This is a genomic window from Telluria sp. ZB4P36, assembly GCF_059685865.1.
In genome coordinates this window covers 1-18818 of record NZ_JCASIE010000012.1, presented here as the reverse complement: position 1 = coordinate 18818, position 18818 = coordinate 1, and the positions used below count along the sequence as shown (strand labels likewise).

Here is an 18818-nt window from a genome sequence, read left to right as displayed (position 1 = left end):
TTTTGTACAGCGACGGAGAATCGATGAGCGAACACCTGCTGCGTCCCGCGGCACTTCCCACCAGGGGCCAGCGCACTGCGCTTCGCCTGCTGAATCTGGCCGGCTGGCAAGTGCACTTCAAACCCTTGCCGGGACCGCACGGAATCGCCGTCGTCTATCCACACACCTCGAACTGGGACTTCCTGATCGGCCTGCTGGGCAAGTGGGCGGTCGGCCTGAAGTTCAGCTGGCTGGCCAAGGACTCGCTGTTCCGCGGTCCGATGGGCGCCATCATGCGCTACTGGGGCGGCATCGCCGTCGACCGCCGTGCCTCGATGGGCGCGACCCGCCAGCTGGCCCAGAACATGCTCGCCTCGCCCTGGTGCTGGATCGGCATCACGCCCGAAGGGACGCGCAGCTACCGCCCGTACTGGAAAAGCGGCTTCTACCACCTGGCCACCACTGCCAGGGTGCCCCTGCTGCTGGTTTACATCGACTACCGCGCCAAGGTGCTGAGCGTGGTCCATACGCTCAGCCTGAGCGGCGACACCGAGAATGACATGGCCGCCATCGCGGCGGTGTACGCGGGCCGCCAGGCGCTCTACCCGGACCAGGCCGCGCCGATCAAGCTGGCGCCGCCGCGCGACCCGGACGCACCGCAGCGCCGCCGCGCCTGATCAGAATTTCAAACCCACCGCCACCGAGGCCGTATCCCGGTCGGCCGCCGCGTAGTAATCCCCGCCCCAGGAAGGCTGGTAGCCCAGCTCCGCCAGGTAGCGCTGGGCGTACTCGAAGCGCAGCGCCAGGTTGGCGGACTTGCGTCCTTCGTTCAGCAGCAGGTCGCCCGACCAGCCTTTCACGTCGTGCACGAACAGCAGGCTGGCGCTGGCCGCCAGCTGCGGCGCCGGCGTCGGCAGCCGCAGGTCCAGGCGCAGCCGGTAGCCCCAGGCGTTCGGCGTCGCATACCCGCGCAGGCTGCACTGGCGCGCCGCATCGGCGGTATTCACCGCACAGCTTCGGTTGATCGCGCCGACGCCGAAGATGTCGGCGCGGCCATAGCGCAGCTTCGATGGGTCCGGGAGGCCGCGGGCGTGCTTGCCGACCACTTCCGCGCTTGCCGCCAATCCCAGACCGGCCAGCGTCCATTCATGGCGCACGCCGGCCTGCGCCTGCCAGACCGCATACAGGTCATAGCCATGGAAGATTGCGCCCGGCGCCACCGCATCGGCGCGCGCGCGCAGCAGCGCGGGCGCGGTCGCGCTCATGAAGGGCGGCAGTACGTCGCCCGGCGCCAGCATGAAGGGCAGCGCGGGCCGGTAGGACACTTCGCCCTGCATGCCGGTGCCGGCGCGCTTGTGCGAGAAGGTCGCCGCCGTGATGCGCAGGCCTTCGACGTACTCGGTGAAATAGGCCATGTTCTGCCCATCCGGGTCGCCGGGGATCAGCGCCGGACCGGCCGGCCGGGTCGAACGGCGCAGGCCGGGCAGCGCGCTGCGCGCGTTGTAGCGCGCGTGGTACAGGCCGAATTCGCTGCCTTCATCGATCCGCCAGGTGAGGCCGGCGCCGAACTCCTTCGATTCCGGCGTCGGCGTCGGCAGCCGCTTCTGGTAGGCGCCGAGGGGGATGCGCGCGCGGTCGCTGAGCATCGGCTGGCCGCTCATCACCCGGTCGCAGCCGTCCACCAGGTAGTCGCTCATCGACCATAGCGTGCCGCAGACGTCGAGTGCCGAAGGGCGGAAGCCGGTCTGGTAGTAAGCCTCGAGCGCCACGCCGGACGGCAGGCCGATGCGGGGCTCGATGCGGCCGAACAGCATCGGCCGCGGCAGCATCGTCTCGGCCGCGAGCGGCGCGGCCCGGTGCAGGCCCGCCATGTCGCGCGGGTTGAGCGCCTCGAGCCCGCCCGGCGTCATCGAGCGATCGCCCCAGGCCAGGGTTTGCTGTCCGGCGCGCCCGAGCACCGGCATGCCCGCCAGCGTGGCCTTGCCCTGCACCCAGGCATCGAGCAGCGCGATGCCCGAGAAACGCGACAGGCGCGGAGCGCCGCTGTCCGACAGCGGCTCGCCCGCGGCATAGTTGTTGGCGACATTGCCCCAGGGCCGGCCGTCGCGCGCCAGGCCGGCATCGTGCCAGGCCTTCGCGCGTACCAGGCCCGACCAGTTGCCTTCCACCGCCGCGAGCTCCACCACCGCCCGGACGGCGCGCGAGGCCGCGTCGCCCCTGGCGTAATTCAGGTTGGCGTCGTCCGCATTGCCGCCGCCGCCAAGGCCGGACAGGCCGGCTGCGGCGGCGTTCACACCCGTGAGGAGATGGGGGTCGCGCTGCTGGACCCGGTAGATATTCCCGGCCGTCAGGCGGCCGCTGGCCTTGATCTCGGCCGCATGGACCTCGACGGCTGCGAGCGCGGCAAGCGCAAGGGCCGCAGCTGTGCTGCGAACGGCGACACGGGTCGCCGGCGTCTGTTGTCGGGTCATCCCTACCCTTTTTGGTTTTTGCGCCGAACCAATCCTAATGGCCCAATTACCTGGCGTCAATACAAGCCTGGGTTTCAGGCACTGTCGTGCCGCACCGACAGTTCGTCCCAGGCCATGGCGGCGCTCAGGAACAGGCGCCCGTTGAGCGCCTGCAGCAGCTTGCTTTGCTTGAGCCGGTCCATCACCGGCCCTTTCACTTCGGCCAGATGCAGCAGCACGCCGCGCTGGCGCAGCGAGGTATTCAGCTCGCCGAGCCCGAACAGGGCCGAGGTATCGATCGCATTCACCGCCGACAGCACCAGCACCAGGTGGCGCGTGTCGGGACGGGCCGCCAGTTCGTCTTCGATGCGCTCGTTCACCGCCTCGACGTTCCCGAAGAACAGGCCGGCATCCACGCGCAGCATCAGCAGGCCGGGCGCCGTCTCGGTCGAATAGCGGTCGACGTTACGGAAGTGTTCGGTGCCGGCGATGCGGCCCAGCACCGCGATGTGCGGTCGGCTGGCGCGCCAGATCAGCGCGCCCATCGACAGCGCCACGCCGACCACCACGCCCGCCTCGACCCCCAGCACCAGCACGCCGGCGCCGGTGGCCAGCAGCGCCGCGGCGTCGGCGCGGTCGTAGCGCCAGGCGGTATGGAGCAGCGAAAGATCGAGCATGCCCAGCACCGCGACGATGATCGTGGCCGCCAGCACCGGCAAGGGCAGCAGCGCCAGCCAGCCGGTGGGCGCCGCCAGGGCCACGGCCAGCAGGCCGGCCGTGATGACGCTGGCCAGCTGGGTGTTGGCGCCGGCCGAGAAGTTCACCGCCGAGCGCGAGATGCTGCCCGTGACCGGGAAGCCGCCGCTCAGGGCGCTGCCGAGGTTGGCCGCCCCCAGGCCCACGAGTTCGCGGTTGCTGCCCAGCTTTTCGCCGCGCTTGAGCGCCAGCGCCTGCGCGCCCGACATGCTGATCAGGAAGATCATGAAGCCGATCAAGAGCGCCGGCTGCAGCAGCGCCTGCCAATGTGCGCCCGAGGTGGCGAGGTTCAGGCCCGGCAGCCCGGCCGGCACCGCGCCGGTGACGGCCACGCCCTGCGCGTCCAGCCCGAGCGCCACCACCAGCGCGGTGGCGCCGATCACCACCAGCATCGGGGCCAGCTTGGCACCGATGTCTGCTGCCGCCGCCGACAGGCCGAGGCGGGCCAGCGTGCCGGCCATGAAGTGGCGCGCCCACACCAGCAGGGCCAGCGCGCCCAGGCCCAGCGCCGCGCTCGGCCAGTGCACGGCAGGCGGCATGGCGCCGAGCAGCGGGCGCAGCTGGCCCCATGCGATCAGGATCGCCGAGCCGATGGTGAAGCCGCTCATCACGGGCCGCGAAAAGAAGTTGGCGAGGAAGCCGATGCGCAGCAGCCCGCAGGCCAGCAGCACGGCGCCGGAGAGCAGCGCCAGCTGGGCCGCCAGCACCCCGTACAGCGCGCTGCCCGGGGCGGCCAGCGGCGCCAGGCTCGATGCCGTCATCAGCGAAATGATGGCCATCGGGCCGATCGACTGGGTGCTGCTGGTCCCGAACAGGGCGTACAGCAGCGGCGGCACGATGCTGGCGTAGATCCCGGCGACCGGCGGCAGGCCGGCCACCAGGGCGTAGGCCATGCCCTGGGGGATCATCATCATCGCGACGACGATGCCGGCGCTGATGTCGCCCGGCAGCATCGCGCGCCGGTAGTGCTGCAGCCACTGAAGCATACGATATTGCCTGACAGAAAAGCCGCTAGCGTAGCATGCGTATTACTGCATGGCGAGTTCGACGCAGTTGCGGCCCGCCCGCTTGGCGCGCGCCAGCGCCGCATTCACCCGCACCGTCAGCGAATCGCCGTTCTCGGTGTCGCCCAGCTGGGCCACGCCGAGGCTGACCGTCACGTGGTCGCAGCCCGGGATCTCGGCCTGCTCGACGGCCGCGCGCAGCTTCTCGGCCATCTTGAGGCCGTCGATGGCGCTGGTATGCGGCGCGATCACCTGGAATTCCTCGCCGCCCGAGCGCACCAGCACGTCGCTCGAGCGCAACAGTGCGCGCGCGGTGTCGGCCACGGCGCGCAGCGCCATGTCGCCGACCGGATGCCCGTAGGCGTCGTTGACGTTGCGGAAGCGGTCGATGTCGAAGGCGATCAGGGCCAGCGGCAGGCGGTAGCGGCGCGCGCGCCGGATCTCCTGCTCCAGCAGGTATTCGCCATGGCGCCGGTTGGCCACCCCCGTGAGCGCGTCGAGGGTCGCCAGCTGGGTGACGCGGCCAAGCAGCTCTTCGCTTTCGCGCATCAGTTCCGCCATGCGCAGGCCGAAGGCGGCCAGCTGCGCCAGGTCGTCGAAGGCGCCCAGCTGGGCGCGCGAGAACGGACGCCCATGCTCGAACAGCAGGCATAGCGATCCACGCGGGGCGCCGGGACCGGCGGCCGGAATCGGCAGGCCGAGCACCATCTGCACGCCGTAGGCGCCCAGCGCCTGGGCCAGCTCCGCTTCGCCGGCCTTGGCGACCTCGTCGAGCAGCGCGGTCTCGCCGCCGGCCGCCGCCAGCAGGCCGGGAAAGGCGTGGCGCAGCGGCGCCTGCAGCAGGCGCTCGCCGCGCCCCAGCAGCGCCGCCAGGTCCAGGCCGGCCCTGCCGTGCTCGGCTTCCAGGCGCAGGTCGTCCCCCGCGTGCAGCTGGAACATCGCGGCATGCACCACGCCGGGCCAGCCCAGCAGGGCCGCGCACAGGCGCTCGCCGAAGCGGATGCTGTCCTCGGCCTCGGCCAGCGCCTGCTGCGCCTCGCTGCGCACCGCCAGCAGCGCCGCCAGTTCGGTTTCCACCGGACCGGCCGGGGCCGGCGGCGCGAAGCCTTCGCGCAGGCGCGCGGCCACGGCGGCGGCCAGCTCTGCCGGCGCCAGCGGCGTGATCACATAGGACAGGGCACCATGGGCCATCAGCGCCGGCAGCCAGCGCGCGTTGGTGAAGGGGCACAGGACCAGGGTCGGGGCGCCGGCGCGCTGCGCGATCAGCTGGCCCAGTGCCGGCAGGTCGATGCCGATCTCGAAGCGCTCGAGATCGAGCACCAGCACGCCGGCCGGCTGCCGGGCCAGCAGCGCAGCAGCCTGCTCGGCGCCATCGGCCACGCGCAGGCCGTCGAACAGGCCGGCGCAGGCATGCTGGAATGCGCTCCTGCGCTGCGCGGCCGGATTGACGAACAGGCCGCACGAAGCGGCTTGTATGCTTGCCTGTGGAGGCATCCCTTCCTTCATTATTATTTCCCGACGTGCTGTTTGGTAAGAATCGATGGCAAGTTTGCCATATTGCTACACGGGCCGATAGTGAAGAATTGTCTCCGAGTGTGTGGAAGCGCACCGTCGCCTGCCTGTGCCGCATCGATACTCTCCCGGTCGATTGAACGTTCACGGGAGTTTGGAATGGCACACCAGGATGACGTAGCGAACAAGCAGAAGGCGATCCAGAGCCGCCAGGACCAGAAGGACGCCAGCATGCAGAAGGCGGAAAGCGACGAGGCGGTGCAGACCGGGATCCCGCAGCCGGCGCCGCCGATGCCGGAGCAGCACCTGGCCAAGCCCGGCATCGAGGCCGAGATGGAGCTGAAGCCGAAGTTCATGGCCGAGCAGTACAAGGGCAGCGGCAAGCTGGAGGGCATGGCCGCCATCGTCACCGGCGCCGACTCGGGCATCGGACGCGCGGTCGCGGTGCTGTTCGCGCGCGAAGGCGCCGACGTCGCGGTGATGTACCTGAACGAACACGAAGACGCCGAGGAAACCAAGCGCTGCATCGAGGCCGAAGGCCGCCGCTGCCTCACCATCGCCGGCGACGTCAAGGATGCCGCCTTCTGCAAGGACGCGGTCGACAAGGTGGTCGCCGAGTTCGGCCGCCTCGACGTGCTGGTCAACAACGCCGCCTTCCAGGAGCATGCCGGTTCCCTGCTCGACATCACGGAAGAACGCCTCGACGAAACCTTCCGCACCAATATCTACGGCTACTTCCACATGGCGCGCGCCGCCCTGCCCCACCTCAAGCAGGGTTCGTCGATCATCAACACCGGCTCGGTAACCGGCCTGAAAGGCTCGGGCAAGCTGCTCGACTATTCGGCCACCAAGGGCGCGATCCATGCGTTCACGATGTCGCTGGCGGCCAGCGTGATCGAGCAGGGCATCCGGGTCAACTGCGTCGCCCCGGGACCGGTCTGGACCCCGCTGAATCCGGCCGACCAGTCGCCCGAGAAGATCAAGGAATTCGGCGCCAGCACTACCTTCAAGCGTGCCGCCCAGCCGGAAGAACTGTCGCCGGCCTATGTGTTCCTGGCCTCGCCCGTCTGCTCGGGCTACATCACCGGCGTGGTCCTGCCGATCACCGGGGTCGTGGGCGAGTAAGAATAACCAGACAAGGAGACTGCCATGCCGCGCAGCATGTGGAAGGGTGCGATCAGCTTCGGGCTGGTGCACATCCCCGTCGATATGTATCCGGCGGTCGACAACAAGGGGCTCGACCTGACCATGCTCGACCGCCGCGACTTCTCGCCGGTCGGTTTCAAGCGCTACAACAAGAGCAACGGCAAGGAAGTCTCCTGGGACGACATCGTCAAGGGCTACGAGTACACCAGCGGCGAATACGTGGTGCTCTCGGACGAGGACCTGCGGCGCGCCAATCCCGAGGCCACCCAGACCATCGACATCCTGGCCTTCGTCGACGCCGAAGACGTCTCGCTGCTCTACTTCGAGCAGCCCTATTACCTCGCGCCCGGAAAGGGCGGCGACAAGGTGTATGCGCTGCTGCGCGAGACCCTGCGCAAGGCCGGCAAGATCGGCATCGCGCGCGTCGTCATCCGGGTCAAGCAGCATCTCGCGGCCCTGGTGTGCGTGGGCGACGCCATCGTCATGAACACCCTGCGCTACGCCGACGAGATCCGCGACGCCGGCGACCTCAAGATCCCCACCGCCAGCGACAAGAAGGCCGCCATCACCGACAAGGAACTCAAGATGGCGATGGCCCTGGTGCAGGGCATGGCCGAGGACTGGGAGCCCGAGCAGTACCACGACGCCTACCGCGAGGATGTGCTGGCCCTGATCGAGAAGAAGGTCAAGGCGCACCAGACCAAGACCATCACCATGCCCGAGCCGGGCGAACCGAAGCGCGAGACCGGCAAGGTCATCGACCTGGTCTCGCTGCTGCAGGCCAGCCTGGGCAAGAAGCCCGGGAAGGCGGCGGCCGCCGACGACGACGACGACGAACCGCCGCCGCCGAAGAAGCGCCGGCTCGCCGCCGAAGAGGAAGACGAAGAGGAAGCACCGCCTCCGCGCGCGCACAAGACCGCCACGAAAGCCGCGGCCAAGCCGGCTGCGAAGAAAGCCGCCGCCAAGTCCACCGGCGCAGCATCGACGGCCCCCGCGCGCCGCAGGAAGGCGGCCTGACGGATGGATGAATTCATCGATTTCCTCCAGTGGCCGGCGATGCTGGTCACCCTGCTCGCCGCCTACCTGATCGGATCGCAACGCGCCGGACGCCGCGTATTCGGCTTCTGCACCTTCATCGTCAGTAACATCCTGTGGATCGTGTGGGGCATTCACGACGAGGCCTGGGCGCTGATCGCGCTGCAGGCGGCGCTGATGGTGACCAACATCCGCGGCATCTTCAAGAACGAACCGGTGGCGAAGGAAGAGTCCGCATGAAAAGCCTGCCCTTCCTCGTCCTGACACGGGCAGGATTCGACGACATCGCCCGCCGGGTCGACCTCGGCCGGGCCAGCCTCTACCTCAATCCGGGACTGCTGTCGGAAGACGACATCGCGCGCCTGCGCGAGAGCGGCAGCGCGGTGCACGTGATGGCGACGCCGGTGAGTCCCTCCAAACCGCAGGAAGTGCAGCAAGCCCTGCTCCTGACCCGCAACGACATGGGCAGCGTGTGGGTCGAGCATGGCGCGCCGCGCTCGGCCACCTCGACCGACCAGGTGCAGCGCGCCGACGCACCGGTGGTCTCGACCACCCCGCTGCGCCGGCGTCTGGCGCGCACCGCCGGCGCCCTCGCCGGCAGCGTGCTGCGCCGCCTGCGCTCGCCCGAACAAGGCCGCGCGCTGATGGCCGTGCCCTACCTCGGCTTCGGCAACGCCACCCGCGTCTGGCTCAAGGGCCGGCTGCTGGACGAATACGGCTTTCGCGAACAGAGCGTCGCCGACAGCGGCTGGGCCAACCTGGTCGCCTTCTACCAGCGCCTCGAATCGGACGAGGTGGCCGATGCGCGGGTGCTGGCCCACTTCGGCGGCGTCACCCATGAGGTGCGTACCGACCGCGGCGGCTATTTTTCCTTCGATATCAGCGCCGCGGCGCCACTGGCGGGCGGACGTCACACCGTCGAGCTGGAATTCCCGGACAATATCCAGCCCGACGGCCAGCCCCTGCGCACGGTGGCCGAGGTGCTGGTGCCGGCCGCGACGGCGCGCTTCGGCATCATCAGCGACATCGACGACACCGTGCTGTGGACCAACGTCACCAACAAGCTGAACATGGCCCTGATGCTGGCGCGCACCAACCACCACACGCGCAAGCCCTTCAAGGGCGTGGCCGCCTTCTACCGCGCGCTGCGCGACGGCGCCGGCGGGGCCGAGAACAATCCCCTGTTCTACGTCTCGAGCAGCCCCTGGCATTTGTACGGACCGCTGGTGGAGTTCCTGAAACTCCAGGATGTCCCCCTCGGCCCCCTGCTGCTGCGCGAACTGAGCGTGCGCCAGGTCCTCAAGATCAACGATCACGGCAACCACAAGCTGGAGCAGATCGAGCGCATCCTGGACTTCTATCCCGGCATGCAGTTCGTCCTGATCGGCGACAGCGGCGAACAGGACCCGGAGATCTATACCGAGGTGGTGCGGCGCCATCCGGGTGCGGTACGCATGATCTATATCCGCAGCGTCAATCCCGACCCCTCGCGCATCGATGCGCTCGACCGGCTCATCGACGAAGTCAGCAGCACCGGCATCCAGCTGGTGCTCTCGCCGGACAGCGTGTTCGCGGCCTCGCATGCCGCTGCCGAAAAGCTGATCGCGGTGGACCGGCTGCCCGGCGTCCGCTCCGACAAGCGCGAGGACGAAGAGGCGGCTCCCGCGAAGACGGGCATTGCAGCTTCCGGCGACGTATAAGGGAAAAACTATTGGACCGATATAATTAATTAAGTTTATTAATTTACTGCTGAGCCATAGAATTCCTTGTTAAATTTTCTCCCCTACACCGCAAATATTTGATCTTTAGTAATATTTCCTAGTCTCCAGCGCCGTCATCGATGCCGGCGGCGCCGGCTTCGGCGAGATCGAGGATACGTACAACCAGACTGGCCTGTGCGTCGCCTACGTCAGCGGCTTCACCGATTTCGATGCCTACCTGGCCGGCAACCCGACCCACATCACCTTCTATGACGGCTTCGAGTGGTTCTCGGATTACGGCTGGGTATCGGCCAGCGTCACCTACGACCTGGGCCTGGTGCGGCGCATCGGCGCGCTGGCGCTGGGGAACGAGGAGTCGTCCGGCTTCGGCAGGCTCGACCTGAGCTATTCCGCGGATGGGATCAACTTCTCGACGATGGCGTCCAAGCTGGCGCCGACGAATAAGCCGAAAGACCAATGGTATCCGGCCGACGTGTTCCGTTTCGCGGCCGTGGACGCCCGCTATATCCGCTTCGACCTGTCGGAATGCCCGCAAGACGGCGGCGACCAGTTCTGCGCGATCGGCGAAGTCGCCTTCGATGCGGTCGCCGTGCCCGAACCGGCCCCCCTGGGACTGCTGGGTCTCGGCTTCGCGGGACTGGCGGCGCTGCGCCGGCGCCAGGGCTGACGCACCACCCTCCCTCACTCGTCGAAGCCGAGCAGCTTCATCGCCCTGGTCAAGCCCTTGGCCGCCTTCGCATAGCCGGCCCAGGGCGCATTGCCCTTGTCCAGGCGCGTGTGCACATTCGCCACGGTCCACTGCGCGCTCGACTTGAGCTTCATGAGCTCGTCCCATTCCAGCGGCACGGAAATGCCCAGTCCCGGCCTGGCGCGCGCCGCCCAGGCGCAGATGGTGGTCGCGCCGCGTCCGTTGCGCAGGTAGTCGATGAAGATCTTGCCGACCCGGTTCTTCGGCCCGCTCTTGAAGGCGAAGCGGTCCGGCAAGGTCGCCGCCAGATGGCGCACGATGGCTTGCGAGAAGGCTTTTACCGTGTCCCAGCCGTACTCCGGCTTGACCGGCACCACCACGTGCAGGCCCTTGCCGCCGCTGGTCTTGAGGAAGGAGGGCAAGCCCAGCTCGTCGAGGAAGGCGTGCATGATCTGCGCCGCTTCCTGCATCTGCGGCCACTCGACGCCTTCGCCCGGGTCGAGGTCGAACACCATGCGGTCGGGGGTTTCGTAGCTCTTGGCAAAGGCGTTCTGGGTATGCAGCTCGATCGCGTTCAACTGCGCCACCGACAGGATGCCCTCGACGCCCACGATCTCCAGCATCGGAGGATTGTCCGGGTCGAGCGCCGCGTCCATCTGCTTCACGCCCGGCAACTTCCTGACGTCGGCATGCTTCTGGAACACCAGTTCGGCGCCGATGCCGGCCGGGGCGCGCACCAGGGTCAGCGGACGGCGCTTGAGGTGCTCCATCATGAGATCGCCCACCAGCGCGTAGTAGCGGATGATGTCGAGCTTGGTAATGCCGGTGGACGGGTCGACCACCCGCTCCGGATTGGTCACGCGCAGGGTTTCCGGCAGTTTGCCATGCAGGCCCGCGGGCGGCGGGGCGACCGGTTCGTCCGCCAGGGCCGGCTTCTCGATGTCCTCGATGTGGCGCGGCTCTTCGCGCGTGATGCCCTTGGCCGGCTTGTCCTGGCGCAGGCCCTGGAACACCGGATGGCGCACCGAGCCGCTGCTGGTCCATTCCGAGAAGCTGACTTCCGCTACCAGCACCGGCTTGACCCAGTGGTGCTGGCGTCCCGGCACCGCGCGCGGCGGGAAGGGACTCTCGGAGGTAGCAAGCGCCTCCAGGCGCTCGCTGATGTCCATCAGGGTGGCGTGGTTGAAACCCGAGCCCACGTTGCCGGCGTAGCGCAGCACGCCCTCGCGGTCGTAGGTGCCGAGCAGCAGCGAGCCGACGCCCTTGCGCGAGCCCTTCGGGTCGGTGAAGCCGCCGATCACGAATTCCTGGCGCAGGCCGCACTTGAGCTTGATCCACTCGGGCGAGCGGCGCGACACGTAGCGCGAATCGCGCCGCTTGCCGATCACGCCTTCCAGCCCGACCTTGCAGGCGGCCACCACCAGCTCGTCCGGGTTGGTCCCGAACTCGGCCGAGAAGCGCACCTTGTCGGACTTGGCCTTCTTGAGGATCTGTTCCAGCGCCGCGCGGCGCTCGACCAGGGGCACGTCGCGCAGGTCGTAGCCGTTGCAGTAGGGAGCATCGAACAGGAAGTACACGATGTCGGCCGTGCGCACGCCGTCGAAGGCCAGCTGCAGCAGGCCGAAGTTCGGCTTGCCGTTCTCGTCGTGCACGACGATCTCGCCGTCGTACCAGCCGTCCGGCAACTGCATGCGCTCCAGCTCCTTGCGCAGCGGCTGCAGCTTGTCGGTCCAGTCGTTGGCATTGCGCGTGATCAGGCGCACCTCGCCGTTCTCGACCCGCGCCAGCATGCGGTAGCCATCGAACTTCATCTCGAATACCCAGTTTTCCGGATCATGCGGCGGCGCGTCGACGAGGGTCGCCAGTTCGGGCGAAAACGCTTCGGGCAGCGCCGCCTCGACCACGCCATCCGGCAGGCCCGGCGCCGCGCGCGCCCTGCTGCGCGTGGATTTCGCTGCGGGCTTCGCGGCCGCCTTGGCCTTCAGGGCCGCCACCTTGCCGCGCGCCCGCTTTGGCATGGGCAGTTGCTTGACGCTGTCGGGCATCTCGTCCACCACCGAGAATTCGGCCGCCGGACGGGCATACTCGTCGTTTTCCTTGATCAGCAGCCAGGGTTCCTGCTTGTCCTCGCCACGTCCCTTCATGCGCACCAGCACCCAGCGCCCGTGCATCTTGTGGCCATGGATCTCGAACTTCAGGTTGCCCTTGCGGTAGCCCTCTTGGGGGTCGCCGACCGGCTCCCAGGTGCCCTTGTCCCAGATGATGACCTTGCCTGCGCCATACTGCTTGGGCGGAATGGTGCCTTCGAAGTCGGAATAAGAGATCGGGTGGTCCTCGACGTGCACGGCCATGCGCTTGTCGTGGGTGTCGTAGCTCGGCCCCTTGGGCACGGCCCAGCTTTTCATGGTCCCGTCGAGTTCCAAGCGGAAATCGTAGTGCAGGCGGCTGGCCCAGTGCTTCTGGATGACGAAGGTCAGCGCCTCCGTGCCGGGAACGCCGCCTTCCGCGGGTTCGGACGTGATATCGAAATTGCGCTTGGCCTTGTACAGTTTGAGCGCGTCTGGCATGTGGCACCTCCAGCTAAGGGCGTGGGGACAGTGTAGGTTCACGTCGGCCGGCGCGACTGTACGCCAGCTAACCCTGCCTTACCAAGTGTAAGCGGATGTAAATGCGGTCAACCCTGCCGTTTCAGCCCTCGTTGAATGCCTGCCAACACGGGAATCTTCCCGGTTGCCAACCCTGAATGAGGAAGCCACTATGCGCAAGATCGTTGCTACCCTGATTGCCGGCCTGTTCGCCACCTCGGCGTTCGCCCAGGCGACCGTTACCGAGGCCGACGCCAAGGCCACCAAGGAAGTTGCCCAGGCTGAAGCCAAGCACGACAAGCAGGTCGCGAAGGCGGATGCGAAGGTCGACAAGGCCGCCGCCGACGCCCGGAAAGACGTCGCCAGGAGCAAGGCCAAGGCCGACAAGAAGAAAGCCGACGCCAAGGCCGACAAGGCTGAAGCCAAAGCGGAAAAAGCAGCAGAGCATGCCGACACCAAGAGCGAGCAGATGACGACTGCCGCCACCAAGTAGACGCCGCCCAGCCCCCCCATATGGCAAAGGACAGGTTCGCCCTGTCCTTTGTCGCTTTCGGCTCCCATATCCGGTTCCCATCCGGCTCCGCGATGGCGTCTACAATAGGGTTTTCCCCAGCCGTGAGCATGCCATGCACCGTATCGTCTTCCTCGACCGCGACAGCCTGCAGGCCCGGGTGCGCGCCCCCGCCTTCGACCATCAATGGCAGGACCATGCCGCCACGCTGGAGGATGAGGTGGTGGAACGCCTGCGCGGCGCCAGCGTGGCCGTCACCAACAAGGTGCCGCTGCGCGCCGAGGCCGTTGCGCGCCTGCCCGACCTGAAGATGGTCGCGGTCGCCGCCACCGGCACCGACAACGTCGACCTGGCCGCCTGCCGGGCGCGCGGCATCGTGGTCTCGAACATCCGCGATTACTCCCTGGTCTCGGTACCCGAGCACTGCTTCGCCCTGCTGCTGGCGCTGCGCCGCCAGTTGCGCGCCTATACGGCCGACGTCGAAGCCGGACGCTGGGAACGCTCGAGCCGCTTCTGCCTGCTGGATCACCCGATCGGCGACCTGGCCGGCAGCCGCCTCGGCATCGTCGGCTACGGCGCGCTGGGACGCAAGGTGGCCCAGCTGGGGCGCGCCTTCGGCATGGAGATCGCCGCCACCTCGCGCTCGCCGGTCGACGATCCCGGCGTGCTGCAGCTGCCGCTCGACGAGCTGCTCGCCAGCGCCGACGTGCTCAGCCTGCACCTGCCCCTCACCGAGGCGACGCGCCACCTGATCGGCGCACGCGAACTGGGCTTGATGAAACCGACCGCCCTGCTGATCAACACGGCGCGCGGCGGCCTGGTCGACGAGGCGGCGCTGGCCGAGGCCCTGCTGGCGAAGCAAATCGGCGGCGCCGGCTTCGACGTCCTGAGCAAGGAACCGCCGCTTCCCGACAATCCGCTGCTGCAGCTGCGCCTGCCGAACTTCATCCTGACGCCGCACGTGGCCTGGGCCAGCGGCGGCGCGATGCAGACCCTGGCCGACATGCTGGTCGATAACATCGAGGCCTGGGCCGCCGGACGGCCGCGCAACGTGGTGGCCTAAAGGGTCGCCGCCGCCTGCGCCGCTCCCTGGAGCGCTTGGGGATCCGGCGCGCACAGCGGCAGTTCGAGGATGAAGGCGGCGCCCTGCCCCGGGCTGCTCTCGACCCGCACCGTCCCCCCGAGCAGGCTGGTGACGATGTTCCAGGTGATGTTCAGGCCCAGGCCGGTGCCGCCCTGCCCCATGCGGGTGGTGAAGAAGGGATCGAAGATGCGCGCCTGGTCCTGGACGGGGATGCCGCGCCCGTCGTCGCGGAACACGATGCGCACGCTGCCGCCGTCCAGCAGGCCGGCTTCCAGCAGCATGGCGCCGGGCCGGCCGTCGAAGGCATGCAGCAGCGCGTTGTTGACGAAGTTGATGATCACTTGCCCCAGCGGACCCGGGAAGCTGTCCATCACGAGCCCCGGCGGCACCGCGAGTTCCAGGCGGTGTCCGGCCAGGCGCACGGTGTTCATCAGGGTGGCCGCGATTTCCTGGCAGGCCTGGGCCAGGTCGAAGCGGCGCCGCTGCGCGCTGGCCTGGTCCACCGAGACCTGGCGGAAGCTGTTCACCAGTTCGGCGGCGTTGTGCAGGCTGCGCATGATCAGGCTGGACGCCTCGCGCGAGGCTGCCACGTAATCGGCCAGGTCGGAGCGGCGCAGGGTCGCGCCGTCGAAGCGCGAGGCGATGTCGCTGGTTTTCTCCTGCAGCGTACTGGCCATCAGGAGGCTGTTGCCGATCGGGGTATTCAGTTCATGGGCGACGCCCGCCACCAGCGAGCCGAGCGAGGCCAGCTTTTCCCGGGCCGCCAGCTGCGCCTGGGTATCCTTGAGCTGGCGGTAGGCGCTGGCATTGTCGATCGCGACGCCGACATAGGCCGCCAGGGTTTCCAGCATGTCGAGATGGACCTGGCCAAAGGCCTGCGCTGCCGGGCTTTGCACGATCAGCGCGCCCAGCACCCGCTCGCCGACCATCACCGGCACCAGCAGCAGCGAGCGCGGCGCCATGCCGGCGCGCCAGGCGCAAGGCAAGGCCAGTTCCAGCGCGCGCCCCGGCGCCAGCGCCGGCAGGTAGTCCGGCAAGGCTTGCCCGATGTCGCCGGCCAGCACTTCGCGCCCGCGCGCGATGGCCCAGGCGGCGAGGTTCCGCTCCGGGTCGTCCGCCAGCTCGAAGGCCTCGCGCAGTTCGCCATCGACCACCGCATACACATAGGCCAGCGTGCCGCGTTCCGGGTTGCGCAGCACCACCGCGAACAGGCGCGCATCCATCAGTGCGTGGACGTGCTCGTACAGGGTACGCATGATCGCTTCCTGCTCGAGGTTGGCGGTCAGCGCGCGCCCGATGTCGGACAGCAGCGCGATGTTGCGGTGCGCCTGCTCCACGACCTCCTTCTGTTCCTCGACTTCCTGCTTGCGGCGCTCGGCCGATTCCTTCTGGCGCCGCAGTTCGTCGGTGCGGGTGCCGACTTCGCTTTCGAGCAGGAGCTTTTGCGCCACCAGTGCGCGGATGCGCAGGCGGTAGCCCGCCGTGAACAGCGCCACGACCGTCAGCGCCGCCAGGCTGCGGAACCACCAGGTCTTCCAGTACGGCGGCGTGATCGTGATGCGCAGGCTGGCCGCTTGCTCGCTCCAGACGCCGTCCTTGTTGCTGGCGCGTACCCGGAACACATAGTCGCCCGGATCGAGGTTGGTATAGGTCGCATAACGCCGGCGGGCGTCGGTGTCGACCCAGTCGCGGTCGAAGCCCTCCAGCTGGTAGGCGTAGCGGTTGCCGTCCGGGTCGGCGAAATGCAGCGCGGCGAATTCGAGCGAGAACACCGAATCGCGGTGCGACAGCGTCAATGCCTTCTGCCCGTGGAAGTTCGGCGCGGCGCGCGAGCGGTTCAGCACCAGCAGGTCGGTCAGCACGACTGTGGGGGCGTAGGGGTTGTCGCGGATCGCATCCGGCTCGAAGGCGGTCAGGCCGTTGATGCCGCCGAAGACCATCTGCCCGCTCCGGCTGCGCAGGGCGGCGCCGACGAAATAGGAGCCGTCCACCAGGCCGTCCTTCGCCGTGTAGTTCTTGACGCTGCCGTTGGCCGGGTCGACGCGGGTGATCCCGACCGTCGTGCTGGCCCAGACGAAGCCGTGACTGTCTTCGAGCACGGCGCCGATCGGCACGGTTTCCCGGCCGGCGGCGAAGGGATAATAGTGGAAGCGCACCCCGTCCTTGCCCTGCTCCATGCGGTGCAGGCCGCCCGCGGTGCCCACCCACAGCTCACCGCGCGCCGACTCCATCAGGTAATAGATGCGGCTGTGGCGCAGGCCGTAGGGGTTGGCGCGGTTGTCCGGAGCGTAACGATAGCGCGAAAACCGCCCGGTCGCCGGATCGTAGCGTTCCAGCCCCGTCTCGGTGCCGACCCAGACGATGCCCTGGCGGTCTTCCAGCACCGCGAAGCCGTAGTTCTCGCCCAGGCTGCCCGGATCGTCCGGATCGTGGCGCCAGCTGCGCACCGCGCCGGCGCCCGGCGCCAGCGCCGCCAGGCCGCCGCGCGTGACGATCCACAGCGTGCCGCTGCGTCCCGCATGGATCGCCTGCACGTAATCCGCGGCCGGGTCGGCGCCCAGCGACACGCGGCCGAAGCGCCCCTCGGCGTCGCGCCATGCAAGGCCGGTCGGGGTGCCGATCCAGGTGCGGCCACGCGCCAGCGCCAGCGCGGTGACGACGTCGTCCGGGAAGCCGTCCGCGCCGACGCGCGCGAAGCGCCCGCCGCGGTCCATCCGCATCAGGCCGTCGCCGCTGGTACCGATCCACAGCCCGCCGTCCGGCGCGTCGGCGATCGCGCGCACCTTGGCGCGCGCCAGGCCCTCGGCGCCGCCGTAGCGGGTGAAGCCGCCGCTGGCCAGGTCGGTGCGGTTGACGCCGCCGTAGTGGGTGCCGGCCCACAGGGTGCCGGTGCGGTCGACCAGGATCGCGCCGACATGGCTGTCGGACAGCGAATGCGGGTCCGCCGGGTCGTTGCGGTAGCCCACGAAACGCCCGGTGGCCGGGTCGAGCCACTTGAGGCCGTCCACGTCGGTGCCGACCCAGAGGGTGTTGCCGGCGTCGTGGTAGAGGGCATTGATGCGCACCTCGCCCAGCCCCGCGCCGGCGCCGATCCGGCGCCGTCCCGCCTGCACCGGCCGCCCCCCTTCCAGGCGCCAGGCATGCAGGCCGACCTCGGTGCCGATCCAGAGCGTGTCGCGCGGCCCCATCGACAGGGCCAGCACGGTATTGCGTTGCGGGTCGCCGGCATCGATCTCGACATGCTCGACGCGTTCGGCACCGGGCGCCAGGCGGTCGAGGCCGGCCGCGGTGCCGATCCACAGATTGCCCTGGCCGTCGAGCGCCAGCGCGCTGACGCGGTTGTCGCGCAGCGTCGCCGGGTCATCCGGATCGTGGCGGTAGCTGCGGAAGCGCCCGCTGGCAGGATCGAGGTGCAGCAGGCCGTCGCCGGTCGCCAGCCACAAGCCGCCGCCGGCGGCGGGGACGATGGCCGCGACGCTGCGGTTGCCGCTGCCGTGCCCCACATCGCTCGGGCGCGGATGGCGCACGAACTTGCCGCTGGCCTCGTCGAAGCGGGTCAGCCCGCCCTTGGTGCCGAACCACAGGCGCCCCTGCGCATCCTCGTAGGATGCCATCACATAGTTGTCCGGGATGCTGCCGGGGTCGCTCGGATCGTTGCGGAAGACGGTGACGCGGTAGCCGTCGAAGCGGTTCAGGCCCGCCTGGGTGCCGAACCACATGAAACCGCGCCGGTCCTGCAGGATGGTCAGCGCCGACTGCTGCGACAGGCCCTGCTCGATCGACATGCGTTCGAAGCGCAGGCTGCGCGGCGCGGCCAGGGCGCTGCCCGCCCAGATCCATGACAGTAAAGGCAGCAAAAGAGCGACCAGGGCGAGGCGCGGTCCCGGCTTCGAGGCAAACATAGGTGTCCTAAATCGATCCAACGCGCTTAATCTACCAGAGCTGGTTTGCCTATGGAAAAAAATGACTCTTCCGGAAATAAAAACCCGCTGCTATAATGCGTGCATCGGGCGGCTGTAGCTCAGCTGGATAGAGTACTTGGCTACGAACCAAGGGGTCGTGGGTTCGATTCCTGCCAGCCGCACCAGAATTTGAGGGACCAGATGGAAACATCTGGTCCCTTTTTTCGTGGCGCTGTCACAGGCGATTCAGCAAATAGCGCCGAGCCCGCCTGCGGTAGTCATTCAGGCGACGCAGCCGCCGTCGGGTGCCTTTTTCGGCTTCGTTATTGGCGCTGTCACCGTTATCTATGGATGACTCTGATTGCAATGCGCAGCAATTGCTCAACAGAAGTAATCCGGCCGCCATCGAGTGCCCAGCGCCAGCCCAGGTAGTTCGGTAAATAGC

At 68.3% G+C, this 18818-nt stretch carries 13 protein-coding genes, 1 tRNA gene and 1 pseudogene; 9 read left to right on the top strand and 6 right to left on the bottom strand.

Going from position 1 to position 18818, the window contains the following annotated elements; translation table 11 throughout:
* Nucleotides 1–23 precede the first annotated feature (23 nt).
* Nucleotides 24–656: a 1-acyl-sn-glycerol-3-phosphate acyltransferase gene (locus tag AC56LK_RS15865; RefSeq protein WP_497185459.1), complete on the top strand. Its 633-nt coding sequence runs from the start codon at nucleotides 24–26 to the stop codon at nucleotides 654–656.
* Here the strand turns inward: AC56LK_RS15865 and AC56LK_RS15860 are convergent, their stop codons facing one another.
* From AC56LK_RS15860 to AC56LK_RS15850, 3 genes are all read right to left on the bottom strand, one after another.
* A complete protein-coding gene (locus tag AC56LK_RS15860; protein ID WP_497185458.1) occupies nucleotides 657–2450 on the bottom strand; it encodes a DUF1302 domain-containing protein in 1794 nt (597 codons plus the stop codon). It lies immediately after the preceding gene.
* A 74-nt stretch (nucleotides 2451–2524) separates the two neighbouring features.
* Nucleotides 2525–4171, bottom strand: a complete 1647-nt coding sequence (locus tag AC56LK_RS15855; RefSeq protein ID WP_497185457.1) for a SulP family inorganic anion transporter — start codon at nucleotides 4169–4171, stop codon at nucleotides 2525–2527.
* Nucleotides 4172–4213: 42 nt separating this feature from the next.
* Complete coding sequence (locus AC56LK_RS15850) at nucleotides 4214–5683, bottom strand: GGDEF domain-containing protein (RefSeq protein ID WP_497185456.1); 1470 nt, start codon at nucleotides 5681–5683, stop codon at nucleotides 4214–4216.
* Between the two features lie 177 nt (nucleotides 5684–5860).
* Between AC56LK_RS15850 and AC56LK_RS15845 the strand changes: the two genes are divergently transcribed.
* The 5 genes from AC56LK_RS15845 (at nucleotide 5861) to AC56LK_RS15825 (ending at nucleotide 10270) form a co-directional block, all read left to right on the top strand.
* The gene (locus AC56LK_RS15845; RefSeq protein ID WP_497185455.1) at nucleotides 5861–6826 is read left to right on the top strand and encodes an SDR family oxidoreductase; all 966 of its coding nucleotides are present in this window, start codon (nucleotides 5861–5863) and stop codon (nucleotides 6824–6826) included.
* A gap of 24 nt (nucleotides 6827–6850) precedes the next feature.
* Complete coding sequence (gene ku, locus AC56LK_RS15840) at nucleotides 6851–7864, top strand: non-homologous end joining protein Ku (RefSeq protein WP_497185454.1); 1014 nt, start codon at nucleotides 6851–6853, stop codon at nucleotides 7862–7864.
* A 3-nt stretch (nucleotides 7865–7867) separates the two neighbouring features.
* Complete coding sequence (locus AC56LK_RS15835; RefSeq protein ID WP_436106345.1) at nucleotides 7868–8122, top strand: hypothetical protein; 255 nt, start codon at nucleotides 7868–7870, stop codon at nucleotides 8120–8122.
* A complete protein-coding gene (locus tag AC56LK_RS15830; RefSeq protein WP_497185453.1) occupies nucleotides 8119–9582 on the top strand; it encodes an App1 family protein phosphatidate phosphatase in 1464 nt (487 codons plus the stop codon). Before AC56LK_RS15835 ends, AC56LK_RS15830 begins: the two co-directional genes overlap by 4 nt.
* A gap of 337 nt (nucleotides 9583–9919) precedes the next feature.
* Entirely contained in the window at nucleotides 9920–10270 is a 351-nt protein-coding gene (locus tag AC56LK_RS15825) for a PEP-CTERM sorting domain-containing protein (RefSeq protein WP_497185452.1), read from the top strand.
* A gap of 14 nt (nucleotides 10271–10284) precedes the next feature.
* Here the strand turns inward: AC56LK_RS15825 and ligD are convergent, their stop codons facing one another.
* Nucleotides 10285–12858: a DNA ligase D gene (gene ligD, locus AC56LK_RS15820; protein ID WP_497185451.1), complete on the bottom strand. Its 2574-nt coding sequence runs from the start codon at nucleotides 12856–12858 to the stop codon at nucleotides 10285–10287.
* Between the two features lie 190 nt (nucleotides 12859–13048).
* Here ligD and AC56LK_RS15815 point away from each other — a divergent pair, with 190 nt between their 5' ends.
* Nucleotides 13049–13369: a hypothetical protein gene (locus AC56LK_RS15815; RefSeq protein WP_497185450.1), complete on the top strand. Its 321-nt coding sequence runs from the start codon at nucleotides 13049–13051 to the stop codon at nucleotides 13367–13369.
* A 133-nt stretch (nucleotides 13370–13502) separates the two neighbouring features.
* On the top strand, nucleotides 13503–14450 hold the full coding sequence (locus tag AC56LK_RS15810) for a D-2-hydroxyacid dehydrogenase (protein ID WP_497185449.1): 948 nt from the start codon (nucleotides 13503–13505) through the stop codon (nucleotides 14448–14450).
* Here the strand turns inward: AC56LK_RS15810 and AC56LK_RS15805 are convergent.
* Nucleotides 14447–18373, bottom strand: a complete 3927-nt coding sequence (locus AC56LK_RS15805; RefSeq protein WP_497185448.1) for a sensor histidine kinase — start codon at nucleotides 18371–18373, stop codon at nucleotides 14447–14449. The two genes, AC56LK_RS15810 and AC56LK_RS15805, sit on opposite strands and share 4 nt — an antisense overlap.
* Nucleotides 18374–18481: 108 nt before the next feature.
* Between AC56LK_RS15805 and AC56LK_RS15800 the strand changes: the two genes are divergently transcribed.
* Nucleotides 18482–18558 (top strand) — tRNA-Arg (locus AC56LK_RS15800).
* A gap of 156 nt (nucleotides 18559–18714) precedes the next feature.
* On the opposite strand, the pseudogene AC56LK_RS15795 reads toward AC56LK_RS15800, so the two are convergent.
* Nucleotides 18715–18818 (bottom strand): annotated as a pseudogene (locus AC56LK_RS15795) (IS1595 family transposase); the annotation flags it as partial.